This is a genomic window from Variovorax jilinensis (assembly GCF_030316885.1).
In the GTDB taxonomy this organism is placed as follows: Bacteria; Pseudomonadota; Gammaproteobacteria; order Burkholderiales; family Burkholderiaceae_C; genus Variovorax; species Variovorax jilinensis.
Genome location: NZ_JASZYQ010000001.1, coordinates 1,372,398 through 1,396,276, shown reverse-complemented (window position 1 = coordinate 1,396,276; position 23,879 = coordinate 1,372,398). Strand labels below are relative to the sequence as shown.

Sequence of the window (23,879 nt, the reverse complement as noted above, 5' to 3'; positions counted from 1 at the left end):
GCTTCACCGGCCTCGCGGCCACCACCGCGCTCGTCGCTGCCTCGATGCTCGCGATCCACGCACCGGCATCGGCCCAGGCGGCCTATCCCTCGCGGGCCATCAAGCTCATCGTGCCGTTTCCTGCGGGCGGCGGGACCGACCTGATCGCGCGTGAGGTCGCCAACAAGGTGGCGGTCTCCAACGGCTGGTCGATCATCATCGACAACAAGCCGGGCTCCGGCGGCAACCTCGGCGTCGATGCGGCGGCGAAGGCACCGGCCGACGGCTACACCCTGGTGCTCGGCCAGACGAGCAACCTCGCGATCAATCCGACGCTCTATCCCAAGCTCCCCTACAACCCGGAGAAGGACCTGACGCCGATCGTCACGGTCGCGAGCGCGCCGCTGGCCCTCGTGGTGGCGGCCGACTCGCCCTACAAGACCGTGGCCGACGTGGTGGCTGCGGCCAAGGCCAAGCCCGCCAGCCTCAACTACGCGAGCTCGGGGAGCGGCACGGTGGCACATCTGGCCACCGAGCTGCTGCAGAAGACCTCCGGCGTGAAGTTGACGCACGTCCCGTACAAGGGTGCCGCGCAAGGCTCGACCGACCTCATCGGCGGCCAGATCCAGATGTACATGTCGTCGGTGCCGACACTGATCGGCTACGTCAAGAACGGCAAGATGCGCATCCTCGCAGTCACCTCGGCCAAGCGCACCGCCGACCTGCCGAACGTGCCCACGGTGGCCGAGTCCGGCTTCAAGGACTTCGAGGCCGTGACCTGGTTCGGCGTCGCAGGACCGGCCGGCCTGCCCAAGGACGTGGTCACGAAGCTCAACACCGCCTTCAACAAGGCGCTGCAGGACCCGGAAGTGAAGAAGAAGCTCGCCAGCCAGGGCACCGATGCCCTGGGCGGGACGCCCGAGCAATTCGCCAAGCTGATCCACGACGACATCGGCCGCTGGGGCCCGATCGTCAAGGAATCCGGCGCCAAGGTCGACTGACCTACCCCCCACCGACGCGAGAACGATCGCTGAAGGCAGACGCGGTGTCCGCACCGCGGCCTGCCGGGGCGCAGCCATGCCCGCCTCGCGTCACTCGCTCCCTCATTCATCCATGCATCCATCCAACGAAAGCCGCTCATGACCGCCAAGCTTCCCGACATCATTCGTGACTTCGAACGCGTCCCGGCGCATATCGTGGCGCAGGCCGCGGAGCTGCAGCCCGCGATCCTGGCCGACGTGGCCGGCCGCCGCGGCGCGCTCGACGCCCGCATCAAGGCGCTCAGGCCGCGCATGAAGCTGGCCGGCACCGCGCTCACCGTCGAAGTGCGCCCCGGCGACAACCTGATGATCCATGCCGCCATCGCGATGGCCAAGCCGGGCGACGTGCTGGTGATCGACGGCAAGGGCGACCTGACCTCCGCGCTGATGGGCACGATCATGATGACCGCCTGCAAGCAGCTGGGCATCGCCGGCGTCGTCATGGACGGCGCCTGTCGCGACAGCCTCGAGATCGACGAGATGGACTATCCGGTGTTCTCGGTCGGCACCAATCCGAACGGGCCGACCAAGAGCATCGGCGGGCGCATCGGCCACCCGGTGTCGGTCGGCGGCGTCACGGTGCGCGCCGGCGACTTCGTGATCGGCGACGGCGACGGCGTGGTGGTGGTGGAGCGCGAGAAGATCGAGGCCCTGCTTCCGCTGGCCGCGAAGAAGGTCAAGGACGAGGCCGCGCGCATCGCCGCCATCAAGACCGGCGACACCGCCGCCAGGTGGCTCGACGCCGCCCTGCGCTCGGCCGGCGTGCTGAAGGAAGGGGAAGCGCTGTGAGCGCCATCCTCGTCACGGGTGCCGACCTCGCGCCGCAAGCCCTGGATCTGCTGACGGATCACGAAGTGATCTTCGCCGGCAAGACGCCGACCGAGGACGACATCGTGGCGCTGTGCGCCACCCACAACCCGGTCGCCATCATCGTGCGCTACAGCAAGGTGGGTGCAGCCGCGATGGACGCGGCGCCCGCACTGCGGGTGATCTCCAAGCACGGCAGCGGCACCGACACGATCGACAAGGTCGCCGCCGGGGAGCGGGGCGTCGAGGTGGTCGCGGCGGTCGGCGCCAATGCCGCGGCCGTTGCCGAGCAGGCCCTGGCGCTGCTCCTGGCCTGTGCCAAGTCCGTCGTCTCGCTGGATGCGCGCATGCATGCGGGCCATTGGGACAAGGCCACGCACAAGAGCATCGAACTGGCCGGACGCACGGTGGGCCTGATCGGGCTGGGCGCGATCGGCCTGCGCTTCGCCCGGATGGCCGACGCGCTGGACATGCGCGTCATCGGCTTCGACCCCTACGCGAACAACCTGCCCTCGTACGTCTCCAGCGTGGACCTGGAAACGATCTGGCGCGAATCGGATGCCATCTCGCTGCACTGCCCGTTGACCGAAGGCAACCGGAGCCTGCTGAACGCCGACACGATCGCAAAGTGCAAGCGAGGGGTGATCGTCGTCAATACCGCCCGTGGCGGCCTCGTCGACGAGGACGCCCTGCGGGCCGCGGTTCGATCGGGCCAGGTATCGAGCGCCGGCCTCGACAGCTTCGCCGTCGAACCGATGACCGCCGGCCACCCGTTCCAGAACGAACGCGGCCTGGTGCTGAGCCCGCACATCGGCGGAGTCACCAGCGACGCGTACGTGAACATGGGCGTTGCTGCCGCACGCAACGCACTCGAGGCGCTCGGCAGGCGTGCGACCGCCGCCGCCTGAGCCGCCTCTTCAGAGCCGACAGGAGACCTCCATGCCGAGGAACGATCGTCAAGCCGCCCTGACGCGCGGCAACTGCGTCTGGCGCGTGCCGCTGCTTGCCGACGGCAGCGTGGCGAAGGTCGGCCAGTTCTTCACCTCCTACGGTCCCAGCGGCCCGGACGGCCTGGCGGTCGATGCCGAAGGTCGCGTGCTGGTGGCCAATCCCGGTCTGGGCTACGTGTGGGTGCTGAATGCCCGCGCCGAGCCGATGCTGGTGCTGCGCGGTCCGGCGGGTGCGTCGATCACCAACATCGCCTTCGGCGGTGCGGACCGCTCGACCCTGTTCGTCACGGACTCGACCCATGGCTGCATCATGAAGCTGCGACTGGATGTGCCCGGGGTGCCGCTGCACCCGGGCATCGCCCCGCCCGGCGCACTGGAACCGCCGACGACGTCGACCAGGATGTCGACGCCGCCCCGGCGTACGAGTACCGACTGCGCCACTGCGGATGCACCTTCGGCCATCGACAGATTGGCCGCAACTTAGGCGTGATCGGCCAGGACCGGACGGTCGACGGGGCCACAGAATCGCACTGAAGGATGTGCCGCAACCGCGCTCGAGAGGACCCTTATTGGCCCAAGGTCCAATTTCCCGACGGCCTCGTCACCGCTAAGTTCAGTGCAATCGCGGCGACGAGCACACCTGCGCCGACGCCCATGCGCAGCGCACCGAGCCGACAGGTCATCGGCTTCCTGCCCGTGCCGATGGCCTTCACAACCGCAGGAGCAGGAGACTCTCATGAAACGACTTCGAAACTTCGGCGGCTTGCTGCTGCTGATCGTGTCGGCCGCGCTGGCGAGTGCCGCGATGGCCCAGTCCGCTCCGGCCAGGCCTGCGGCTGCCCGCGCCAAGGCCACGCAGGCAGCGGCGCTCGAACCCCGCGCCATGGATGTGCTTCGGGCCATGAGCACCACGCTGACCGGCGCCCAGTCGATGGCGTTCACCGCCGTCGCCACCTACGAGAGCCCCAGCCGGGTCGGCCCGCCCCTGGCCTACTTCACGACCAGCGAAGTGCTCATGCAGCGCCCCGACAAGCTGCGGGTCGTGACCGTGGGCGACGGGCCGGCGGCCGAGTACTACTACGACGGCAAGTCGCTCATGGCCTACGCACCGGCCGAGAAGCTGGTGGCGGTGGCGCCGGCGCCGCCATCCATCGATGCCATGCTGGAAAGCGCCTTCAAGAGCGCGGCGATCTATTTCCCGTTTGCCGACATCGTCGGCTCAGACCCCTACAAGCTGATCAGCGAAGGGCTCTCCAAGGCCTTCTACGTCGGCCAGTCCAAGGTGGTCGACGGCACGACCACGGACGTGCTGGCGCTGGTCAACGGCGAGATGTTCATGCAGCTGTGGGTCGGCAGCAGCGACCACCTGCCGCGCAAGATGCGCGTGGTCTACCGTGGCGATCCGCTGCGCCTGCGCCACGAGGTGACGCTGTCGAACTGGAAGCTCGATCCGGTCATCGCGGCCAATGCCTTCGCTTCGCTCGATGCCAGGAACGCCACGCCGATCACCTTCGCTTCGCCGAAGGCCCCGGCTGGCGCGCGCAAGGCCGCCAAGGCCCCCAAGACCACCGCCCCCTGAGGAGAGCTTCATGATCAAGGCCGCATACCTTCCTCTCGTGCTCGCGCTGTGCGCGGGCATCGGCTTCCACTCCCAGGCCTCGGCCTGGGCCAGCGCCAACCGCTTCGGCGGCCACTCGTTCGGCGGCGGCGGCACGGCCACCCACGACAACCGCTGGGGCGGCTCGACCTCGGCCAACGTCATGGGCGGCTGGAGCCATACCAATGCCGACGGCGGCCACAGCGCGGGTGTCGCGGGCTACGGCGGCTATCACACGACCGCGGGCGGCTTCACCACCTACCATCCGCCGGCCTACGGCGCCCCGGGCTATGCGCCCTATCACGCCCCGGTGGGCGTGGTGGGCGGCTGCTACGACTGCGGCGTCAGTGCCGGCGCGGTGGCCGCCGGCGTCGCCGTCGGTGCCGTGGCCGGCGCGGCCGTTGCCAGCGCCGCGGCGCGGCCGGTCTACGTGATGGGAACCAACTACACGGTGCTGCCGCCCGGCGCCGGGGTGGCCACCATCGGCGGCGTCAGCTACTACAACGTCGGCTCGAGCTGGTTCCGGCCCTACTACGGCGCCAACGGCGTCTATTACCAGGTGGTGCCGGCGCCCTGATGCCATCTCCATCCGCGTCCCGTCCGCGAACCCTGAGAACAGATCATGAAGCTCTTCAAGATCACGCTGTTGAATTGCGCCGCCATCTGAAGCGCGGGCCTTAAGGCCGACTCGGCCCTGGTCGCCAGAGCGCTGGACAGCGAAGGTCCAGTTCAAGAGCACCACGGCCGATCGCTGCATCCCGAAGTCAATAGGGCGTCGTCAGCATCGAATGGATGGTTCGCACCCCTTCCAGATAGTTGCCCAGCCGCAGGTTCTCGTCGAAGGTGTGCTGGTTGTCGTCGGCGTTGACGAGCGGCACCACCACGTAGGCCGTCTTGAGCACGTCGACCGCGCCGCTCATCGGCAGGGTCGAACCGCCCATGCGTGACTTCTGTGGCGCGATGTTGCGTGGCGCCGTCACGCCCTTGACCACCCAGGCCGCGAGCGGAGAGTCCATCTCGAGGCGTGCCGCGGTCGCGGTGCTCGGGTAGGCCATCAGGGTCATCGATGCGAGCAGCGGGTAGCGGGCACGTTCCTCGGCAGTCGGTGCCTTGCCGTCGATCACGTGATAGCCCTTGGCCTGCACATGGCGCTTCAGCAGATCGAAGAGGTAGTCCGGCGGCGTCTCCGGCACGGTGCGCATGTTGAGCGTGGCGACGGCAGTGGCCGGGATGGCATTGGCCGCTGTCGGTCCGGTTCCGCCGGACTGGATGCCGAGCAGGTCGAGCGAGGGGTATTGCACCGCCTCCACCGGGTTTGCCGCCAGCCGATCCAGACGCGCCACGCCGAAGCGCTCCTCGAGGTTGCCGGGTGGCGGTGCCTGTGCCGCCATCTGGCGGCGATCGTCCTCGCTGATCTTCACGCGGTCGTAGTAGCCGGGCACCGTCACCTTGCCGTCGGCGTCTTTCATGCTCGCGAGCAGATTGGCCAGATTCAGCGCAGGGTTGGGCACCACGTTGCCATAGGTGCCGCTGTGGGCGGCCGACGTCGCACCGAACACGGTCAGGTCGACCGCCACCGATCCACGATTGCCGAAGTTGATGCCGGGCTCGTTGCTCACCGGCATCGCGCCGTCGTGCACGACGATGCCGTCACTCTTGAGCAAGGCTTCGTGTTCGCGCATGACGAGGTGCAGTCTGGGCGAACCCTTCTCTTCCTCCGAATCGAGCAACACCTTGACGTTGATGTCGGGCTTGCGTCCGGCTGCATTCAGCGTGTCCATGGCAGCAAGGAACATCACGATCGGCCCCTTGTCGTCGGCGGAGGCGCGCGCGAACACGCGCCATTCCGGATCGATCGGCGATTGCTGCAAGCGCTCGATCGGCAGCACGGCCCATTCGCCGGCGGCATCGCGTGCCTTCAGAACCGGCTGCCACGGATCGGACTTCCACTCCGATGCCTTCACCGGTTGCGCATCGAAGTGCATGTAGTACAGCACCGTCCTGCGGCCTGGGACTTGCGGACCGAGCTCGGCATAGACCAGCGGCTTGCCTTCGTTGGCCAGGGTGCGGGTCTGGAAACCACGCTTCTGGAACGCCTTCTCGAGCCACGCCGCGTTCCGCTGGATGTCCGGCGGCTGCGCCGCATCGCTGGGGATCGCCAGCAGCTCGAGATACTCGGGAAACGAGGCCTTCGCGAAGCGCTCGGCATCGGCGGGCGAGAGCACGGATTGGGCATGCGAGGCGAACGCGCAGCAGGCCATGGCGGCGGAAGCGGCAAAGGTGCGCAGCGCGCAAGAGATCGAGGAAGAAGACAAGATGCACTCCAGGAGGTTGATGTCACATCGCGACGTAGCGGTCCTTGCGGTGGTTCAGCGCGACGACCAGGTTCAAGGCCACCGCGCCCGCCACTGACGGCAGCAGCGCCGCCGCGCCGACAACGAAGTACGCGAGTGCCAGGATCGCCAGGTCGATGCCGAGCATCAGGTGGCCGGCGCGCAGGCCGTAGCGGTCCTGCAGGTAGAGCGCGACGATGTTGATGCCGCCGAGGCTTGCCCCGTGGCGGAACAGGATCACGAAGCCGGTGCCCATGATGAAGCCACCCATGGCAGCGGCGTAGAACGGCGCCACGCCCTGCAGCGGCACGAACAGCGGGTGCACCGCCGAAAGCAACGAAACCAGCGCGACCGCCACGAAGGTCCTGGTCATGAATCGCAGGCCCATGCGGCGAAACGCCAGGTAGTAGAACGGCAGGTTGATCACGAAGAACACCCAGCCGAACCTCGCCCCGGTTGCGTAGTGCAGCAGGAACGCCAGGCCCGCCGTGCCGCCAGTCAACAGGCCGGCCTGCGTGTACATCGCTACGCCGAACGAGATGAACAGCGTCCCGATCGCCATGGCAAGCGCATCCTCGAATGCGCTGTGCGCCAGCGGCGCCTGCGATGACGCGGCGGCGACTGGAACGGCATCGGGACGGGGAGCTGGCATCCACCGAGCGTAAGCACCCTTCCCCATTCTCTGAAGCAGAGAAATAATCCCCCTTCGTTGCTGAATCGGCAATTCACGCAAGGGGCTCATGTTGCGTTCGCGTGCTCTGCAGGAAACCTCCCTGCGCTACTTTTCAGAGGTTGCCCGCAGCGGCTCGATCCAGGCAGCCTCGTTGCGCCTGCACGTGGCCGGGTCGGCCATCAGCCGGCAGATCGCCAATCTCGAGCGGGCGCTCGATGTTTCGCTGTTCGACAGGCGACGTCGCGGCATGGTGCCGACGGCGGCCGGCGAACTGCTCCTGGTCCATGCCCGCAAGGCGGCACTCGACACCCAACGCGTCGTGTTCGAGATCGAACGCCTCAAGGGCGCGCGGCGTGGCCTGATCCGCCTGTGCAGCGTCGAAGGATTCGCGAACGACTTCCTGCCGCGCACCGTCGCCCGCTTCCAGCGCGACAACCCCGATGTGCTGGTCGATCTGCTGGTGGCGCTGCCCGCCGAGGTGACGCGCCGTGTGCTGGAGGGCGATGCGGACATCGGAATGTCGTTCAGCCGGGTCGCAGAGAAAGGCATCGAGGTGGCGTTTCGCCGGCCGGCCCCGGTCATGGCCATGGTGCGTCGAGGGCATCCACTGGCCGGATCCCGGCGCGTCTCGCTCACGCGGCTGCTGGAGTTTCCGCTGGCGCTGCCGTCAAGCGACACCACGCTGCGGCAACTGATCGAGCTGGCTGCCAGCGCGAAGAAGCTCGACATCGTGCCGGCCTTCACATCGAACTCCGCGCAGGCCCTCTGCGCGTTCGTGCTGGAAGGCGATGGCATCACCTTCTGCGCCGAAGCCTCCGCGCGCGCCTTCCTGGCGTCGGGCGATGCGGCCGTGATACCGCTCAGCGATCGCGTCATGTCGGAGCGGCACCTCGAGATCCAGACAATGGCCGGACGCACGTTGCCGGATTTCATGAACGCCCTGGTCGCGGATCTCAAGGAGGCCGCGCGCTAGGACAGGACCGCTCGGGCGTTCAACCGGGCGCCTACCGATCCGCCCGGGCCAGCGTGCGGCGCGCCTGGCGCACGACCGGCAGGTCGACCATGCGCCCGTCGAGCTGCACCGCGGCCCCCTTTGCGGCCGCATCGGCTTCCACCACGCGGCGCGCCCAGGCCAGGTCCGCGACAGAAGGTGCCAGGCATTCATGGACCGCCGAGATCTGACGGGGGTGGATGCACAGCTTGGCGCCGAAGCCGTATCGAAGCGCTCTTCGGGTGTCGATGCGCAGGCGCTCTTCGTCGTCGACCTCTGCCGTCACGCCGTCTATCGCAGCGGCCAGCTTGTGGATGCGGGTGCTCATGGCGACCGCGAAGCGCAAGGGCGCCAGTTCGGACTGGTCGTCACCGCATTGAATGCCGCTGTCGACCATGAAATCGATATGCCCGACGACGAGGCGCAAGACGCCCGGGGCGCCGGCGATGGCATCCAGCGCCGCATGGCCGCCCACGCTCTCGATGAGCGGAAGAATCGGCACGGCCGGAAGGCCCGTGCGAACCACCGCCAGACCCTCGGCCGACTCGACCTTGGGCACCATGACGGCGGCCAGGCCCTCGAGCCATCCGATCCAACGCAGGTCGTCCTGTCCCAGCGCCTGGTCGACGGGGTTGATGCGCACGATCAGCGGGATGCCCAGCAGGCGAAGCGCGGGCCATGCCTGCCCGATGGCGTCGCGCGCGCCGCGCTTGGCGCCGAGCGGTACCGCATCCTCCAGGTCGAGCACCACGGCATCGGCGCCGCTGCGCAGCGCCTTCTCGAATCGCTCGGGTCGATTGCCCGGCACGAAGAGGAAGCTGCGGGCGTTCGCCACTTCGGCATTCAAGGGCTGGGTCATGGCAGGGCAAGTGCTTGGATCAATCTGCGAACTGGCCTGCGGCCTTGATGACCGGCGCATAGCGCAACGTCTCCTTCTCGAGCCAGGTCTGCAAGCCGGTCGGCGTCAGCTTGTCATCGGGCGGCACCACGGCACCCAGTTCGTCGAGCCGTTTGGCGACTGTCGGATCCTTGAGGGCGGTGCGAAGCGCTGCGCCGAACTTGTCGATGGCCTCCTTGGGCGTTCCCTTGGGTGCATAGATTCCGTGCCACACCACGACCTGGAAGCCCGGCAGGCCCTGCTCCGCCAGCGTGGGCGTGTCGGGCAGCGTCTTCAGCCGGGTCGGCGTGGTCACGCCGAACAGCTTCACCATGCCGGCCTTGATGTGCGGTGTGGTCGAGGTGGTCTGATCGCACAGCAGGTCGACCTGGCCGGCCAGCAAGGCATTCATGGCCGGGCCGGTGCCCTGGTACGGGATGGTCGTCATCGACACATCCATGGCTTGGCGAAGCAACACGCCGCACAGGTGCGAGACCGCCCCCAGGCCGGCATGCGCCAGGTTGACCTTCTCGCCCTTGGCCTTGGCGTAGGCCATCAACTCCTTGAAGTCCTTGGCAGGCAGGTCCTTGCGTCCCACAAGGGTCATCGGCACGTCGATGACCTGGCTGACGTACTCGAAGTCGGCGAGCGGCTTGTAGCTGAGCTTGCGATACAGGGCCGGCGCGGTCGCCATGCCGTTGTGGTGAATGAGGAAGGTGTAGCCGTCCGGTGTCGCGCGCGCCGTATAGGCAGCGGCGATGGTGCCACCCGCACCTGTCTTGTTCTCTACCACCACTGTCTGGCCCAAGCTGCGGGTCATGGCGGCACCCAGGGTGCGCGCCACCACGTCGGTGGGACCGCCGGCCGAGAAAGGCACGACCAGCGTGATGGGTTTGGTGGGATAGGCCTGCGCCAGCGCGGCCGTCGACACGGCCAGGGTAGCGAGCGTGCACAACGAGGCGAAAAGAATCTTGCGGATGGATTTCATGATGCTTGTCTCTTGGAATGGATTTGTGTGCTGCCCGGGCCGGCAGCTGGACTAGATGGCTCCGGCCTGCCGTATGGCATCGATGCCTTCCGACGACCATCCGAACTCCCGCAGGATGGCCTCGGTGTGCTCGCCCAGGCCTGGCACGGCGTCCATGCGCGGCGCGTAAGCGTCCGTCTTGCCCGGCGGCAGCAACGCGGGGATCGGGCCGCTGGGTGTCGAGACCTCGGTCCACCGTGCACGTGCCTTCAGCTGGGGATGGGCCCAGACGTCATGCATGTCGTTCACGCTGGCGTTGGCGATCTGCGCCTTCTCCAGTCGCTGCACCACCTGTTCCACAGTGAGCGACGAGAAGATCTCCACGATCAGCGCGCGCAGCGCGTCGCGGCTGGCCACCCGCCTGGAGTTGGACGAGAACCGCTCGTCCGCCGCGATCTCGGGGCGCTCGAGCACCGCGTTGCAGAAGGCCACCCACTCGCGCTCGTTCTGCAGCCCGAGCATGACCGTGCGTCCGTCGCCTGCCGGGAACGGGCCGTAGGGAAAGATGGTTGCATGCGCAGCGCCAGCCCGGGGCGGCGGCGCAGCGCCCTCGTAGGCGTAGTAGAGCGGATAGTTCATCCACTCCACCATGCTCTCGAGCATCGAGACGTCGATGCGGCTGCCATGCCCGGTCTTGCCCCGCTGCAGCAGCGCCGCCAGGATGCTCGAATAGGCATACATGCCGGCCGCGATGTCGGCGATCGAGCAGCCGGCCTTGGCCGGTTCGTCCTTCGAGCCTGTCACCGACAGGAAGCCCGACTCGCTCTGGATCAGCAGGTCGTAGGCCTTCTTGTCGCGGTACGGTCCGGGCGCCGCGGGATCATCGCCGTAGCCCGAGATGTCGCAGACGATCAGCTTCGGATGCGTCTCGTGCAGGGCCTCGAACGAGAGGCCCAGCCGGGCGGCGGCACCCGGTGCGAGGTTCTGCACGAGGACGTCGGCTTCCTCGAGCAGACGCGCCAGCACCTTCTGCGCCTCCGGGTGCTTGACGTCGAGCGTGAGGCTCTCCTTGGAGCGGTTGGTCCACACGAAGTGCGAGGCCATGCCGTTGACCCGTTCGTCGTAGGCGCGCGCGAAGTCGCCGGTGCCGGGCCGCTCGACCTTGATCACGCGCGCGCCGAGGTCGGCGAGCTGGCGCGTGCAGAAGGGTGCGGCGATCGCGTGCTCGAGCGTGACGACGGTGATGCCGTCCAGAGGGCGCGTCATGTCGTCGCCCTCAGAAGGACCGCGGCAGCCCGAGCACGTGCTCGGCCACGTAGGCGTAGATCAGGTTGGTCGAGATCGGCGCCACCTGGTAGAGCCGCGTCTCGCGGAACTTGCGCTCGATGTCGTATTCGTTGGCAAAGCCGAAACCGCCGTGGGTCTGCATGCAGACGTTGGCAGCCTCCCAGCTCGCCTTGGCCGCGAGGTACTTGGCCATGTTGGCCTGCGCCCCGCAGTCCTGGTGCGCATCGAAGCGCCGCGCGGCCTCGAAGCGCATGAGGTTGGCGGCTTCGATCTCGATGAAGGCATCGGCGATCGGAAACTGCACGCCCTGGTTCTTGCCGATCGGGCGGTCGAACACGATGCGCTCGCTGGCGTACTTGCGCGCGCGCTCGATGAACCAGTAGCCGTCGCCGATGCATTCGGCCGCAATCAGGGTGCGCTCGGCGTTGAGGCCGTCGAGGATGTACTTGAACCCCCTGCCCTCCTCGCCGATCAGGTTTTCCTCGGGAATCTCGAGGTTCTCGAAGAACAGCTCGTTGGTCTCGTGGTTGACCAGATTGGGAATCGGACGCACCGTGAGTCCGTGGCCGATGGCGTCCTTCAGGTCGACGATGAAGATCGACATGCCCTCGGACTTCTTCTTGACCTCGGCCAGCGGCGTGGTGCGCGCTAGCAGGATCATCAGGTCGGAATGCTGCACGCGCGAGATCCAGACCTTCTGGCCGTTGACCACGTAGCGGCCGTCCTTCTTGACGGCGGTGGTCTTGATCTTGGTGGTGTCGGTGCCCGTGGTGGGCTCGGTCACGGCCATCGACTGGATGCGCAACTTGCCGGCGGCGATGCCGGGCAGGTACTTGTCCTTCTGCGCCTTGCTGCCGCTGCGCAGCAGCGTGCCCATGTTGTACATCTGGCCGTGCACCGCACCGGCGTTGCCGCCCGATCGGTTGATCTCTTCCATGATCACGGTGGCAGCGGTCAGGCCCAGGCCGGTGCCGCCGTACTCCTCGGGAATCATCGCCGCCAGCCAGCCGGCCTCCATGAGCGCGTCGACGAACTTCTCGGGATAGGCCTTCTGCTCGTCGACCTTGCGGAAGTATTCATCGGGGAACTGCCGGCACAGGCCGCGCACGGCATCCCGGATTTCCTGGTAGTCATCCGCTTCGTTGAACATCTTGTCTCCTTGAGATGAGGTGGGTCAGTAGAGGCTGGCCGTGGCTTCCATCGCCAGGTGACCCTCGGGGGTGCGAGCCCAGAGCCGGACCGTCTCGGCATCCAACTGACGGCCACAGACGGTGAAAGGCGCGATGTCGAACAGCGGCTTGACCGCGCGGAACGAGAAAGCCCTGACCGTCGCTTCGGGCAGTCGGGTGCGCAGCAGGTCGAGCAGCAAGGTGGCAATCAGGGGGCCGTGGACGATCAGGCCCGGATAGCCCTCGACCTCGGTCACGTACTTGCGGTCGTAGTGGATGCGGTGGCCGTTGAAGGTCAGCGCGGAATAGCGGAACAGCAGGACGTCGTCGGGCTCGACGCGACGGGTCCACTGCGCATCCTCGGGGCACGCGGCGCCCGCGGGTGCCGGCTCGCCCGGCGCGGGCATGTCGCGATAGACGATGTCGTGCCGCTCCTTGATCGCCAGTTCGCCATCGGCCCGGATCTCGTGGTCCACGTTGACGAACACCAGCGGGCCTGCGCGCCCTTCCTTCATGCGCACGTCGGCGATGCGGGAGCTGCGCGTGATGTGCTGTCCGACTTTCAGCGGCGCAACGAACTCCAGCTGGCTGCCGGCCCACATCCGGCGCGGCAGCGGCACCGGGGGGAGGAAGCCGCCCCGCTTCGGATGGCCATCGGGGCCGATCTCCGACTGCCTCGCGATCGGCAGGAAGTACAGCCAATGCCAGCAAGGCGGAAGAAACGCACCTTGCGCGGCGGGCGCATCGTCGCGATCGAGCGTGGCGGTCAGGGCCTGGATCGGTACGCCGGTCACGACGTCGTCGACGACCGTCGTCCGGCCGATCCATGTCCGCAGATGGTCGATGTCCAAGCTCATGGTTGTCTCCGGTTGGGTGGATTCTGGGCGGCCCTCTGATATAAGGGAAATACAGAATCCGGCTAGCCGCTATCGCGAAAGACGATATCCATGGAACTTCGACAACTGCGTTACTTCATCGGCGCCAGCGAGGCCGGCAGCCTGCTCCAGGCCTCAGGCAGGTTGCACGTCGCCCAGCCGGCGCTGAGCCACCAGATCGCGACGCTCGAAGAAGAGATCGGCGCCAGGCTGTTCCATCGTTCGAGCCGGGGCATCACCCTGACCGAGGCCGGGCGGGTCTTCCTGCAGCACGCGAAGGTCGTGATCGCCGACGTCGACCGCGCCCGCTCGGCAGTGCTGGAGTCGGGCTCGGTGCCTCGCGGGGATGTGGCCATCGGCTTCACCACGACGGTGGCGCTCACGGCCACCATGCCGGTGCTCAGCGCCTGCCGCACGCAGCTTCCCGAGGTGCGCCTGAGAATCGTGGAGGCCTACAGCGGCTTCCTGCAGGAATGGCTGCACTCGGGTCGTCTCGATGTCGCCCTGATGTACGGCGATGCGCCCGAGCAGGGCCTCATGAAACGGCCATTGCTCGACGACAAGCTCGTGCTGGTGTCGGGCGTCACGGGCAGGCGCATGCCGCGCAAGCTGTCGCTGGCGTCCCTCGCCGAGCGTGACCTGGTGCTGCCGGGCCGCGACCACGGCTTGCGACGCATCATCGACGAGGCCTGCGCCCCGATGAAGCTGCAGCTCAAGGTGGTCGCCGAGATCGAATCGCTCGGCATCGTCAAGCGTGCCGTGGAGGCGGGGATCGGCGAGACGATCCTGCCGCTCGGGTCGGTGGCCGAGGAGGTCGCGGCAGGCCGGCTGCGGACCGCCGCAATCGACAGCCCCGCCATGTCCCGGCGGGTGGTGTACGCCACCAACACGGGGCGGCCCGACACCCTCGCGAAGGCCGCCGTCGGTGCGCTGGTGCACGACGTGCTGCGAGACATGGTCCGTTCCGGTGCCTGGCCGGCGCGCTGGATCGGCGGTTCCCCGACGTAGCGCGGCAGATCACGATGACTGCAGTCGGCTCGGGTGCAGGCATGCAGCTCGCAGGTGCCCGACGGCCGCATCAGCCTGAAGCCGACGCAGCCATCCGCGGATCGCGAAGTCGGCCCTACTGCGCCTCGATCCCGAACTCCTGCATGCGCTTCGTTATGACCTCGAAATCCCGCCTGTAGTTCTGGCTGAACTGCTCCGGCGTGGTGTTCAGCATCTCGAGGCCGCGTTCGGCCATCTTTGCCTGTACCTCGGGCAACGCGGCAGCAGCACGCAGTGCCGTCGTGAGGCGATCCACCACCGCAGGGGGCGTCTTCGCGGGCGCCACGAACGCGATCCAGACCGCCGCTTCGAACAGAGGATCGTCGAAGCCCAGTTCGCGCATCGTCGGTACCTGGGGCAGAACGGGCGAGCGCTCGCGCCCCATGATCGCCAACGGCACGATCTTGCCCGCTTGCACATGCTGGCGCGCCAGACCGGCCGACGTCAGCCCGACGCTCACGGTGTTGCTCAGCAGGTCGGCCATCACCGGAGCCTCGCCGCGCTGTGGCACGTGGACCATGTGCGCGTCGAGCTTTCGATTGAGCGCCTCTCCGGCGAGATGGCCGAGCCCGCCGGGGCCCCAGGTGCCGTAACTCAGCTGCTGGCCCGGCCTGGCCGCCAGCTTCCTGAAGTCGTTCATGTTCTTCACGCCCAACTCCAGGTTGGCCGAAAGGATGGCGGGGCTGCGTACCACCTGGGTAAGAAAGACGAAATCGCGCTGCGGATCGTAGGGAAGGCTCTTGTACAGGGCGACGTTGTTGATCAGCGAGTCGCCCAGCGTGATGGCGATCGTGTAGCCGTCGGGCGCGGCACGGGCCACCTCGCCGAGCCCCACGGCGCCGTTGGCACCGGCCTTGTTGTCGACGATGACCGGCTGGCCCAGGGACTTGGCGACATGCTCGCCGATCAGCCGTGCCACGAAATCATTGGCTCCACCGGCCTGGGCCGTGACGACGACGCGAATGGGCTTGGTCGGAAAGCTGGCTTGGGCGAAACCTGCAATCGGCAGGTTGGCAAGAAGGGTGGTCAGGCCAAGGGCCAGGAAAGTGCGGCGCATCGGGGGTCTCCTCTCGGGTGTTTTTGTTTCGTCGGCTCATGCAGTGGCGCGAAGGTTTGCGCCACTGCCCTGCTCTCGCTCGAATTCCAGCTGCAACAGGCGTCGGAAGCGCACCAGGGCCTGGTCCATCGCGAGCAGCAGCATCGGCACCTTGGGGTCGATGTTCAGATGCTGGGCCGTGATCGTCTCGCGGTCTTCCTCGAAGGCAGCGACCAGCCCGCGGTAGATCGTCTCGGTCACCCCAGCGTCCTCGATGCTGCTGCGATGCGACTGCTGGAAGAAGTAGTGGGTGGTGGTCTCGGTCTCCGGCGTCAGCGTCTGGCAGCTGTGAAGCTGAACGCCACCGCGCAGGTCGTCCTTGGCCTGCCCCACGGGCGCGCCGCCCGATCGCATCAACAAGGTGCCGGGGAGCACGAAGTCGTAGATGAAGTACCGGTCGACGTTGCTGTCGAAGCTCTGGAACGATCTCCAGAATGGTGACGGCGGCACGTCCGGCACGTGTCGCGTGACCCGGATGCCGCGCGGAATCGGATCGATCTTCGGAACGGCCTGCGCGATGGCGGTCGAGCCGCCCAGCGTGCTCTCATGCACGTAGCTCAAATGGGAGAAGTCGAGCAGGTTGTCGCACACAAGAAGGTACGGCGTGTCGTAGTGCACGTAGCCCGGCCTGTATGACCAGTCCGGATGGTCACAGGAGAAGTTGTCGGGCAACAGCTGAGGATCGGCCAGCGCCGGGTCGCCCATCCAGACGAAGATCCATTTGTTGTGCGAGACGACGGGATAGGTCGGCACGCGCGTCCTGACCGGGATGCTTGCCAGACCCGGCGCTTCCACGCAGACGCCGGCCGCATCGAACTTGAGGCCGTGGTAGCCGCAGCGCACGCAGTCGCCTTCGCGCCGGCCCCGCGACAGGGGCGCATGGCGATGGCAGCAGCGGTCCTGCATGGCAACCAGGCCACCATCACTCGTCCGATAGATCAGGATCGGTTCGTCGAGCACGCGACGCGTGAACATGCCCTCGGCGGGAACCTCGTGCTCCCAAGCGATGACATACCAGCAATTTCGTATCCACATGCCTGTCTCCACAGAGTGCAGGCAATGTAGGAAACAGCGAGTGTTCCGTCTGTCCTCGCAGAAGGGTACAAACGCGCAGGCCGCCGGCGGCGCTAGTGAATGAAGCGCAACAGCTGCTGCCGCCCGTGAATCGCAAGCTTGGCGTAGGCGCGCTTGCGCAGCGTCGCGACGGTCGACGCCGCGATGCGAAGGTCGACGGCGATGCCATCCGTGCCCATGCCGCAGGCGATGCGCGCGCACACGGCGCGCTCGCGGACCGAGAGCAATGGCGCCGTGCGCTGAAGCGCCCGCTCGATGTCGGGTCCGCGCAATTGCGGATCGGGCGACGCCAGATGGGCGAACAGCGCGTTGCGGTGCGCCTTCTTGAGGATCGTCGCCAGCCCGAGCAGCCGCTGCATGTCGGCTTCCTCGAAGCAACCGTCGTGCTGGTCGCGATAGAGGTTGATCGCGAACAGCGTGCGAGGCAGTGGCGCATAGAGAAAGCTCACTCGCCCCGTCAGCTGTCGACCGATGAAGATCTGGTCGCGCCAGCCGGGATCGGGAATGTCCTCGACGTCGTACAGCAACGCCGTCACGGGCGCGTCCATCGCGGTCTCGCCGGCCATTCGGGTGGCCAGGCGCGTGAGCTCGTCGGCCTGCCTGAAACGGCTCTTGTAGAGCGAGAAGCACTCCGCCGTGATGTTGTCGTGGCGCCCGGTCGAATGGCCTTCCACCTGCGAAGGGACGCCGTCCACGTATTCGACCAGCGAGATGTACTCGACCGGCAGCACGTGATTCACGAAGTCGAGCATCTCGCGCGCCGGCGCACGGCCGTCGCCCGCGTCGAGCAGGCGCGCAACCGCGCCCGAGTCGAGCGTGTGCCCTGCCGGCGGGCTGTCGAGCAACCAGGTTGAGGCCATGACGCCGGAATATAGACAAGCGGGTGTCGCTTCAACAGGGTGAATGCCCTGGGCCGATCGCCCTTGCGGGTAAACACCAATCCGTTGGGATTGCAACTAGTTGGCATCCCAATCAAAATAGCGTCGCCGATGCAGTCCCTCGCAGCGGCATGTCGGACCCAGAACCCTATCGGAGACTCACGATGAAATTCCACCGTCGCGCCATTGCATGTGCGCTTCTCGCCTCGGCTGCGCTGACGCTGGCCTCCCCCCAGGCCATGGCGCAAGCCGTCAAGGTCGGCATCGTCGGGCCCTTCTCGGGGCCGTTCGCGCACTACGGTTCGTTGTTCAAGGCAGCGGCGGAAGGCTACGTCGCGAGCCAGGGGGGCAAGCTGGGCGGCAAAGACGTCGAATTCATCTACCGCGACACCGGCGGCCCGAACCCCGCATTGACCAAGACCATGGTTCAGGAGCTGCTGGTCAAGGACAAGGTCGACTACCTCGGTGGCTTCGTGTTCACGCCGAACGCCATGGCCGTGGCGCCGCTGATCCAGCAATCGCAGACGCCCACGGTCATCTTCAATGCCGCGACCTCGGCCATCACCGAGAAATCCGAGTACTTCATCCGCACCAGCTACACCTTGTGGCAGGTCACGGTGCCAGCCGCGCAATGGGCGGCCAAGAACGGCATCAAGAAGGTCGTCACCGCCGTTACCGACTACGGCCCCGGCATCGACGCCGAGACGGCCTTCAAGAGCGAATTCACCAAACAGGGCGGCACCGTGGTCGAGACCATCCGCATGCCGATCGCCACCACCGACTTCGGACCCTTCGTGCAGCGCATCAAGGCGAGCGGCGCGCAAGCGGTCTACACCTTCCTGCCGGGCGGCCCGCCGAACCTCGGCTTCGTCAAGGCCTACAACGAGAACGGCCTCGCCAAGGCCGGCGTGCAGTTCCTCGGCTCGGCCGAGACCGACGAGTACGACCTGCAGAAGTTCGGCGATGCCGCGCTGGGACTGACGACCGCCTTCCACTACTCGGGTGCGCACGACTCGGCCGAGAACAAGAAGTTCGTCGCCGCGCTCAAGAAGCAGGACCCCAACGCGGTGGCCAACTACGCATCGGTCGGCGCCTGGGACGGCATGTACGTGATCCAGAAGATGATCGAGGCCACGGACGGCAAGAAGGATGGCCCCAAGGCCCTGGCCGCGGCCCGCTCGCTCAAGTGGGAGAGCCCGCGCGGCCCCGTGAGCATCGACCCCAAGACCCGCCACATCACGCAGAACGTCTACCTGCGCAAGGTCGAGAAGTCGGGCGACCAACTGGTCAACAAGGAAGTCCAGAGCTTCGGCCCGCAGACCGACTTCGGATTGGAAAAGTGATCGGGCACGGTCGCCGCCAAGCCTGAAGCCTGCTCGTGAACACCTTCCTCAACATCCTCATCGACGGACTGGCCTACGGCATGGTGCTGTTCGTCATCGCGGTCGGCCTGTCGGTGACGCTGGGACTGATGCGTTTCGTGAACCTCAGTCACGGCGCCTTCGCCATGGTCGGGGGCTACTGCGCGGCGTTGCTGACGCGCGAGGCGCAGTGGAGCTTCTGGCTGGCCGTGCCGGCCGCCATCGTGGCGACTGCGCTGCTCGGCGCGGTCCTCGAGGCGCTGGTCCTGCGGCACCTGTACCGCCGCAAGGAGCTCGAGCAGGTCCTGTTCACGATCGGGCTCAGCTTCGTGCTGATCGCCACCACCAACGCACTGGTCGGCCCCCAGGTGCAGATCATCCCGCTGCCGCCGCTGCTCGCTGGCTCGGTCGACCTCGGCTTCCGCACCCTGCCCGCCCAGCGCCTGCTGGTGATCGCGGCCGGTTGCGCCGTGGCGGCGTTCGCTGCCTGGACGGTCACGCGCACCCGCTTCGGCATCTGGCTGCGGGCCGCGGTCGACCACAGCGGCACGGCGTCGTCGCTCGGCATCCCGATCCGCACGGTGCAATGCGCGAGCTTCGCCGCCGGCGCTGCACTGGCGGGCCTGGGCGGCATCCTCGGCGCCGAACTGATGCCGCTGGAGCCCTACTACGCGCTCAAGTACCTGGTGCTGGTGCTGGTTGTGGTTTCGGTGGGCGGCATGGGCTCCATCACGGGATCGCTGGTGGCCGCCGTTTTGCTGGGCGTTATCGAGACCGCCAGCAAGTACCTGGCTTCCGAATGGGGCAGCCTGTTCTTCTTCGTCGCCATGGCTCTCCTGCTGGCCTGGCGTCCCAACGGTCTGCTGAAACGATGAACACGATGGCCACGACATCCCCACCGCTCGCCGGGGCAGCACCGAGCGGGGCGGCGTCGCCGCGTTGCGCACCGGCCTGGCGGGCCCCCATCCTCCTGCTCCTGATCGGCGTGGCGGCCTGTGCCTTGCTGCCGGAACAGTTGGGCCTGATGACGCGGATCTTCATCACCGCGCTGTTCGTACTGTCGCTCGACCTGGTCGTCGGCATCGCGGGCCTCGCGACCCTGGGCCATGCCGCCATGTTCGGCATGGGCGCCTACGCTGCGGGCATCTTCGCGATGCACGTCTATCCCGACCCGCTGGTGGGCCTGGCCGTGGGCATCGCCGCAGGTGCTTGCCTTGCCGCCTTGTCCGGCGCCTTCCTGCTGCGATTCCAGGGCTTCACGTTCCTGATGCTGACCATCGCGATCTCCCAGATCCTGCTGAGCCTGGCGCAGAAGGCCCGCGACTGGACCGGCGGCGACGACGGCCTGTCGGGCTTCGTGATGGGTCCGCTCCTGGGTCGCTTCCAGTTCGATCTCGAAGGTCGCGTCGCCGCGATGTATGCGCTGGCCGTGCTGGTGGTGCTCTTCTACGTCGCACGGCGCGTCGTCGACTCGCCGTTCGGCCTCACCGTGCGCGGCATTCACGAGAACCGCGCCCGCATGGCGGCATTGGGCACGCCGGTGTTCGCCCGGCTGTGGGTGCTCTATGCGGTGGCAGGCGCGCTGGCGGGCGCCGCCGGCGCGCTGTCGGCGCAGACCAACGCGGTCGTCGGCATGGACAGTCTGTCGTTCGCCCTCTCCGCCGAAGCCCTGGTCATGCTGATCCTGGGCGGTGCAGGCCGCCTCACCGGCGCCCTCGTCGGCGCGACCGTGTTCACGGTGCTGCATCACACCGCCGCCTCGATCAATCCGTACCACTGGCTGTTCGTGGTGGGCGCCCTTCTGATGGGTGTGGTGCTGGTGTCGCCTGCCAAGGGCTGGGCCTGGCTGCGTCGCCGGGCCGGAGGTGTGCGATGAGCGTCTTGCTCGAACTCAAGTCCCTCGACAAGCGCTTCGGCGGGCTGCACGTGACGCGCGGCGTCTCTTTCGCGCTGCGCGCCGGCGACCGGATGGCGCTGATCGGACCGAATGGCGCAGGCAAGACCACGCTGGTCAACCAGATCAGCGGCGTGCTGGCTCCCGACAGCGGCGAGATCTGGCTGCGCGGCGAGAACGTCACCTCGCAGAGCCAGGCCAGGCGCGTGCGCGCCGGCCTCGCCCGCACCTTCCAGATCACGACGCTGGCGCCGCACTTCGCGGTGCAGCGGCAGATCGAACTCGCCCTGTTCGAACGCGAGGGCATGACCGGCCGCATGTGGCGCAGCGTCGATGCCTACCCTGCCCTGCAGGCCGAAGCCCAAGGCATCCTGACCCGCTTCGGGCTGCGAGCGCACGCGGCCACGCCGACGCAGGACCTCGCCTATGGCGAGCAGCGCCTGATCGAGATGGCACTGGCGCTGGCGCTGCGGCCCAGGGTGCTGCTGCTCGACGAACCCATGGCCGGCGTGCCGAAGGGCGACGGCGAGCGCCTGCTGGACGCGCTCGATGCGCTGCCGAGCGACCTGGCCGTGCTGATCATCGAGCATGACATGGACCTCGTCTTTCGCTTCGCGAACCGCATCGTGGTGCTGGCCGAAGGGGCCGTGCTCGCCGACGGCTCGCCCGAAGACATCCGCCGCGACCCCAGGGTGCGCGCGGCCTACCTCGGAAACTGAGATGCCGGAACCCATTCTTCAGCTCGAAGCCGTGATCGCGGGCTACGGCCCGACCACGGTGCTCAATGGCCTGTCGTTCGCGATGCACCCGCGCGAGCGCCTGGCCATGGTCGGACGCAACGGCGTCGGCAAGACCACCGCGCTGCGGGCCATCATGGGGCTGGTGCCGCTGCGCAGCGGTCGCGTGAAATTCAGGGGCCAGGACATCACGGCGCTCGCACCGCATCAGCGCGCTGCGCTCGGACTGGGCTACGTGCCCCAGACTCGCGACATCTTCCCCTCGCTTACCGTCGAGGAGAACCTGCTGGCAGGTCTCAAGCGGCGACCGCGCAGCGCGCTGGATGAGGCTTACTCACTGTTTCCAAGGCTCGCCGAGCGACGCCGCAACGGCGGCGCCCAGCTGTCGGGCGGTGAGCAGCAAATGCTGTCCGTGGCGCGTGCGTTGCTGGGGCAGCCCTCGCTGCTGCTGCTCGACGAGCCGCTCGAAGGCCTTGCACCGCTGATCCGCCTGGAGCTGCTGCGCGCCTTCCAGGACCTGAGCGCGCAGACCGGCATCGCAGTCGTGATCGTCGAGCAGCAGGTCGACGAGGCGCTCGGCTATGCAGAGCGCGCGCTGATCCTCGACCATGGCACCGTGGTTCACAGCGGCAGCGCCTCGGCACTGCTCGACGACCCCGAGACGCTGGAGCGCTGGGTCGGCATGGCCGTGCACTGACTCCACGAGCAACGCCATGGTCCACCGCCATCTCCATGCCGCCGCCGATCCGCAAGGCGGCGCCACACCCCACACCGTGGACCTGGATCGCTATGTCCCGGCCTACCTGACCTGGATCGCAAACAAGCTCTCGCGTGGCGCCTCGCAGCACTACCTGAGCACCTTCGATGTCGGCATCGAGGTCTGGCGCTGCCTGGTCCTGCTCGCGGTGGAGGGTGCGACCTCTGCGCAGCAGGTGTCGAGCGTCATCGGCATGGACAAGGGCTCGGTGAGCCGCTGCTTCAGGCGCATGCAGGAGCGCGGGCTGATCCGCACCGAGCTCGACCGCTCGGACGGCCGCCTGCGGATCGCCGTCCTGACGCCCCAGGGCCGCCACCTGCATGACCAGATCATGGGCATGGCGCTGGAGCGCGAACGCGCCCTCCTCTCGGTGCTCGACGAAGACGAGGTGGAAGTCCTGCTCGGACTGATGCGTCGGCTTCACGCCAACCTGCCGGCCGTCGAAGCCTCGACCCAGGCCTATGTGCGCGAGCGATTTCCCCGTGCCGCCGCTGCACTGCCCTCCAAAGCCGACGAATCCAATGACGAATGAATTGAAGCTCCGCGTCGCCCGACGCATCGACGAAGCGCAGGACGTGTGCAGTTTCGAACTCGTCGCTGAAGACGGCAGCACCTTGCCACCCTTCTCGGCCGGTTCGCACATCGACGTCCACGTGGCGCCTGGCCTGATCCGCCAATACTCGCTCAGCAACGATCCGGCCGAACAGGACCGCTATCGCATCGCCGTCCTGCGCGAGCCGGCTTCGCGCGGCGGATCCGCCGGCATGCACGACAGCGTGCGGCCAGGCGACGTGCTGCGCGCGAGCGAACCCCGCAACCATTTCCCGCTGGTCGAGGCACCGCGCAGCCTGCTGCTGGCGGGCGGCATCGGCGTGACGCCGATCCTGGCCATGGCGCGCGCCCTGCACGCGCAGGGACGAAGCTTCGAGTTGCACTACTGCGGCCGCTCCGCGAGCCGGATGGCCTTTCTCGACGAGCTCGGGTCCGCAGGCTTCGCGGGCAGCGTCTTCCTGCATGCGGACGACGTGCCGGCGCAGAAGTTCGATGCCCAAGCCGTGCTGGCTCGACCCGAAAGCGACACGCACCTCTATGTGTGCGGACCGAACGGCTTCATGGACCATGTCCTCGATACCGCCAGGCGCAACGGCTGGTCCGAGGCGCAGCTGCACCGAGAGTACTTCGCCGGCGTGGCGACCGCGCTGGAATCGGACGGCAGTTTCGAGGTCCGCGTCGCGAGCACCGGCCTGAGCTGCCAGGTTCCAGCCGGCAAGACGGTGATCGAAGTGCTGGCCGCCCACGGCGTGGAAGTCCCGACCTCGTGCGAGGCGGGCGTCTGCGGCACCTGCCTGACCCGCGTCCTCGAAGGCACGCCCGATCACCGCGACAGTTTCCTCACCGACGGCGAGCGCGCTGCCAACGATCAGTTCACGCCCTGTTGCTCGCGGGCGCTCTCGCCGTTGCTGGTGCTCGACCTCTGATCCGACCTTCCT

At 67.4% G+C, this 23,879-nt stretch carries 24 protein-coding genes and 1 pseudogene; 15 read left to right on the top strand and 10 right to left on the bottom strand.

Annotated elements, in window-relative coordinates; all coding sequences use genetic code 11:
* Positions 1 to 44: 44 nt before the first annotated feature.
* The 6 genes and pseudogenes from QTH87_RS06730 (at position 45) to QTH87_RS06705 (ending at position 4,950) form a co-directional block, all read left to right on the top strand.
* A complete protein-coding gene (locus QTH87_RS06730; RefSeq protein WP_286608049.1) occupies positions 45 to 980 on the top strand; it encodes a Bug family tripartite tricarboxylate transporter substrate binding protein in 936 nt (311 codons plus the stop codon).
* A gap of 138 nt (positions 981 to 1,118) precedes the next feature.
* Entirely contained in the window at positions 1,119 to 1,808 is a 690-nt protein-coding gene (locus tag QTH87_RS06725) for an RraA family protein (protein WP_286607877.1), read from the top strand.
* Positions 1,805 to 2,734, top strand: coding sequence for an NAD(P)-dependent oxidoreductase (locus QTH87_RS06720; protein WP_286607876.1), 930 nt, complete (start codon positions 1,805 to 1,807; stop codon positions 2,732 to 2,734). The genes QTH87_RS06725 and QTH87_RS06720 overlap by 4 nt, the downstream gene beginning before the upstream one ends.
* Before the next feature lie 55 nt (positions 2,735 to 2,789).
* Positions 2,790 to 3,125: pseudogene (locus tag QTH87_RS06715) on the top strand (SMP-30/gluconolactonase/LRE family protein); the annotation flags it as partial.
* Between the two features lie 387 nt (positions 3,126 to 3,512).
* Positions 3,513 to 4,355, top strand: a complete 843-nt coding sequence (locus tag QTH87_RS06710) for a DUF2092 domain-containing protein (protein ID WP_286607874.1) — start codon at positions 3,513 to 3,515, stop codon at positions 4,353 to 4,355.
* Between the two features lie 10 nt (positions 4,356 to 4,365).
* On the top strand, positions 4,366 to 4,950 hold the full coding sequence (locus QTH87_RS06705; RefSeq protein ID WP_286607871.1) for a hypothetical protein: 585 nt from the start codon (positions 4,366 to 4,368) through the stop codon (positions 4,948 to 4,950).
* 187 nt (positions 4,951 to 5,137) lie between these two features.
* On the opposite strand, the gene QTH87_RS06700 is transcribed toward QTH87_RS06705, so the two are convergent.
* The gene (locus QTH87_RS06700; protein ID WP_286607870.1) at positions 5,138 to 6,688 is read right to left on the bottom strand and encodes a M20/M25/M40 family metallo-hydrolase; all 1,551 of its coding nucleotides are present in this window, start codon (positions 6,686 to 6,688) and stop codon (positions 5,138 to 5,140) included.
* A gap of 22 nt (positions 6,689 to 6,710) precedes the next feature.
* On the bottom strand, positions 6,711 to 7,358 hold the full coding sequence (locus tag QTH87_RS06695) for a YitT family protein (RefSeq protein WP_286607869.1): 648 nt from the start codon (positions 7,356 to 7,358) through the stop codon (positions 6,711 to 6,713).
* Between the two features lie 88 nt (positions 7,359 to 7,446).
* Here QTH87_RS06695 and QTH87_RS06690 point away from each other — a divergent pair, with 88 nt between their 5' ends.
* Positions 7,447 to 8,352: a LysR family transcriptional regulator gene (locus QTH87_RS06690; RefSeq protein ID WP_286607867.1), complete on the top strand. Its 906-nt coding sequence runs from the start codon at positions 7,447 to 7,449 to the stop codon at positions 8,350 to 8,352.
* Between the two features lie 31 nt (positions 8,353 to 8,383).
* Here the strand turns inward: QTH87_RS06690 and QTH87_RS06685 are convergent, their stop codons facing one another.
* The 5 genes from QTH87_RS06685 to QTH87_RS06665 are packed head-to-tail and all read right to left on the bottom strand — an operon-like array spanning position 8,384 to position 13,527.
* Positions 8,384 to 9,229 carry an HpcH/HpaI aldolase/citrate lyase family protein gene (locus QTH87_RS06685; protein ID WP_286607865.1) on the bottom strand — a complete coding sequence of 282 codons (846 nt, stop codon included), beginning with the start codon at positions 9,227 to 9,229 and terminating at the stop codon, positions 8,384 to 8,386.
* A gap of 19 nt (positions 9,230 to 9,248) precedes the next feature.
* Entirely contained in the window at positions 9,249 to 10,235 is a 987-nt protein-coding gene (locus QTH87_RS06680; RefSeq protein ID WP_286607864.1) for a tripartite tricarboxylate transporter substrate-binding protein, read from the bottom strand.
* A 51-nt stretch (positions 10,236 to 10,286) separates the two neighbouring features.
* Positions 10,287 to 11,480, bottom strand: a complete 1,194-nt coding sequence (locus tag QTH87_RS06675; protein WP_286607863.1) for a CaiB/BaiF CoA transferase family protein — start codon at positions 11,478 to 11,480, stop codon at positions 10,287 to 10,289.
* 10 nt (positions 11,481 to 11,490) lie between these two features.
* Positions 11,491 to 12,651, bottom strand: a complete 1,161-nt coding sequence (locus tag QTH87_RS06670) for an acyl-CoA dehydrogenase family protein (RefSeq protein ID WP_286607860.1) — start codon at positions 12,649 to 12,651, stop codon at positions 11,491 to 11,493.
* A 24-nt stretch (positions 12,652 to 12,675) separates the two neighbouring features.
* The gene (locus QTH87_RS06665; protein WP_286607858.1) at positions 12,676 to 13,527 is read right to left on the bottom strand and encodes an HTD2 family dehydratase; all 852 of its coding nucleotides are present in this window, start codon (positions 13,525 to 13,527) and stop codon (positions 12,676 to 12,678) included.
* 90 nt (positions 13,528 to 13,617) lie between these two features.
* Here QTH87_RS06665 and QTH87_RS06660 point away from each other — a divergent pair, with 90 nt between their 5' ends.
* Positions 13,618 to 14,553, top strand: a complete 936-nt coding sequence (locus QTH87_RS06660; protein ID WP_286607856.1) for a LysR substrate-binding domain-containing protein — start codon at positions 13,618 to 13,620, stop codon at positions 14,551 to 14,553.
* A gap of 115 nt (positions 14,554 to 14,668) precedes the next feature.
* On the opposite strand, the gene QTH87_RS06655 is transcribed toward QTH87_RS06660, so the two are convergent.
* The 3 genes from QTH87_RS06655 to QTH87_RS06645 form a co-directional block, all read right to left on the bottom strand.
* Positions 14,669 to 15,649 (bottom strand): Bug family tripartite tricarboxylate transporter substrate binding protein, encoded by a 981-nt coding sequence (locus QTH87_RS06655; RefSeq protein ID WP_286607855.1) that lies wholly within the window; start codon positions 15,647 to 15,649, stop codon positions 14,669 to 14,671.
* A 36-nt stretch (positions 15,650 to 15,685) separates the two neighbouring features.
* Positions 15,686 to 16,723 carry a Rieske 2Fe-2S domain-containing protein gene (locus QTH87_RS06650; protein WP_286607854.1) on the bottom strand — a complete coding sequence of 346 codons (1,038 nt, stop codon included), beginning with the start codon at positions 16,721 to 16,723 and terminating at the stop codon, positions 15,686 to 15,688.
* Positions 16,724 to 16,815: 92 nt separating this feature from the next.
* The gene (locus tag QTH87_RS06645; RefSeq protein ID WP_286607853.1) at positions 16,816 to 17,622 is read right to left on the bottom strand and encodes a helix-turn-helix transcriptional regulator; all 807 of its coding nucleotides are present in this window, start codon (positions 17,620 to 17,622) and stop codon (positions 16,816 to 16,818) included.
* 182 nt (positions 17,623 to 17,804) lie between these two features.
* Here QTH87_RS06645 and QTH87_RS06640 point away from each other — a divergent pair, with 182 nt between their 5' ends.
* The 7 genes from QTH87_RS06640 to QTH87_RS06610 are packed head-to-tail and all read left to right on the top strand — an operon-like array spanning position 17,805 to position 23,867.
* Positions 17,805 to 18,983 (top strand): ABC transporter substrate-binding protein, encoded by a 1,179-nt coding sequence (locus QTH87_RS06640; protein ID WP_286607852.1) that lies wholly within the window; start codon positions 17,805 to 17,807, stop codon positions 18,981 to 18,983.
* A 35-nt stretch (positions 18,984 to 19,018) separates the two neighbouring features.
* The gene (locus QTH87_RS06635; protein WP_286607851.1) at positions 19,019 to 19,876 is read left to right on the top strand and encodes a branched-chain amino acid ABC transporter permease; all 858 of its coding nucleotides are present in this window, start codon (positions 19,019 to 19,021) and stop codon (positions 19,874 to 19,876) included.
* A 5-nt stretch (positions 19,877 to 19,881) separates the two neighbouring features.
* Positions 19,882 to 20,877: a branched-chain amino acid ABC transporter permease gene (locus QTH87_RS06630; protein WP_286607850.1), complete on the top strand. Its 996-nt coding sequence runs from the start codon at positions 19,882 to 19,884 to the stop codon at positions 20,875 to 20,877.
* A complete protein-coding gene (locus QTH87_RS06625; RefSeq protein ID WP_286607849.1) occupies positions 20,874 to 21,614 on the top strand; it encodes an ABC transporter ATP-binding protein in 741 nt (246 codons plus the stop codon). The genes QTH87_RS06630 and QTH87_RS06625 overlap by 4 nt, the downstream gene beginning before the upstream one ends.
* Position 21,615: 1 nt before the next feature.
* Positions 21,616 to 22,329: an ABC transporter ATP-binding protein gene (locus QTH87_RS06620; protein WP_286607848.1), complete on the top strand. Its 714-nt coding sequence runs from the start codon at positions 21,616 to 21,618 to the stop codon at positions 22,327 to 22,329.
* A 16-nt stretch (positions 22,330 to 22,345) separates the two neighbouring features.
* Positions 22,346 to 22,921, top strand: coding sequence for a MarR family winged helix-turn-helix transcriptional regulator (locus QTH87_RS06615; RefSeq protein WP_286607847.1), 576 nt, complete (start codon positions 22,346 to 22,348; stop codon positions 22,919 to 22,921).
* A complete protein-coding gene (locus tag QTH87_RS06610) occupies positions 22,911 to 23,867 on the top strand; it encodes a PDR/VanB family oxidoreductase (protein WP_286607846.1) in 957 nt (318 codons plus the stop codon). Before QTH87_RS06615 ends, QTH87_RS06610 begins: the two co-directional genes overlap by 11 nt.
* Positions 23,868 to 23,879: the final 12 nt, after the last annotated feature.

Bases quoted from the DNA above. Each gene is read 5' to 3' on its own strand.
- QTH87_RS06640 (WP_286607852.1), top strand. From the start codon at position 17,805: ATGAAATTCCACCGTCGCGCCATTGCATGTGCGCTTCTCGCCTCGGCT.
- QTH87_RS06665 (WP_286607858.1), bottom strand. From the start codon at position 13,527: ATGAGCTTGGACATCGACCATCTGCGGACATGGATCGGCCGGACGACG.
- QTH87_RS06670 (WP_286607860.1), bottom strand. From the start codon at position 12,651: ATGTTCAACGAAGCGGATGACTACCAGGAAATCCGGGATGCCGTGCGC.
- QTH87_RS06675 (WP_286607863.1), bottom strand. From the start codon at position 11,480: ATGACGCGCCCTCTGGACGGCATCACCGTCGTCACGCTCGAGCACGCG.
- QTH87_RS06630 (WP_286607850.1), top strand. From the start codon at position 19,882: ATGGCCACGACATCCCCACCGCTCGCCGGGGCAGCACCGAGCGGGGCG.
- QTH87_RS06615 (WP_286607847.1), top strand. From the start codon at position 22,346: ATGGTCCACCGCCATCTCCATGCCGCCGCCGATCCGCAAGGCGGCGCC.
- QTH87_RS06685 (WP_286607865.1), bottom strand. From the start codon at position 9,229: ATGACCCAGCCCTTGAATGCCGAAGTGGCGAACGCCCGCAGCTTCCTC.
- QTH87_RS06690 (WP_286607867.1), top strand. From the start codon at position 7,447: ATGTTGCGTTCGCGTGCTCTGCAGGAAACCTCCCTGCGCTACTTTTCA.
- QTH87_RS06660 (WP_286607856.1), top strand. From the start codon at position 13,618: ATGGAACTTCGACAACTGCGTTACTTCATCGGCGCCAGCGAGGCCGGC.
- QTH87_RS06725 (WP_286607877.1), top strand. From the start codon at position 1,119: ATGACCGCCAAGCTTCCCGACATCATTCGTGACTTCGAACGCGTCCCG.
- QTH87_RS06695 (WP_286607869.1), bottom strand. From the start codon at position 7,358: ATGCCAGCTCCCCGTCCCGATGCCGTTCCAGTCGCCGCCGCGTCATCG.
- QTH87_RS06650 (WP_286607854.1), bottom strand. From the start codon at position 16,723: ATGTGGATACGAAATTGCTGGTATGTCATCGCTTGGGAGCACGAGGTT.
- QTH87_RS06645 (WP_286607853.1), bottom strand. From the start codon at position 17,622: ATGGCCTCAACCTGGTTGCTCGACAGCCCGCCGGCAGGGCACACGCTC.
- QTH87_RS06680 (WP_286607864.1), bottom strand. From the start codon at position 10,235: ATGAAATCCATCCGCAAGATTCTTTTCGCCTCGTTGTGCACGCTCGCT.
- QTH87_RS06655 (WP_286607855.1), bottom strand. From the start codon at position 15,649: ATGCGCCGCACTTTCCTGGCCCTTGGCCTGACCACCCTTCTTGCCAAC.
- QTH87_RS06710 (WP_286607874.1), top strand. From the start codon at position 3,513: ATGAAACGACTTCGAAACTTCGGCGGCTTGCTGCTGCTGATCGTGTCG.
- QTH87_RS06610 (WP_286607846.1), top strand. From the start codon at position 22,911: ATGACGAATGAATTGAAGCTCCGCGTCGCCCGACGCATCGACGAAGCG.
- QTH87_RS06625 (WP_286607849.1), top strand. From the start codon at position 20,874: ATGAGCGTCTTGCTCGAACTCAAGTCCCTCGACAAGCGCTTCGGCGGG.
- QTH87_RS06730 (WP_286608049.1), top strand. From the start codon at position 45: ATGCTCGCGATCCACGCACCGGCATCGGCCCAGGCGGCCTATCCCTCG.
- QTH87_RS06620 (WP_286607848.1), top strand. From the start codon at position 21,616: ATGCCGGAACCCATTCTTCAGCTCGAAGCCGTGATCGCGGGCTACGGC.
- QTH87_RS06705 (WP_286607871.1), top strand. From the start codon at position 4,366: ATGATCAAGGCCGCATACCTTCCTCTCGTGCTCGCGCTGTGCGCGGGC.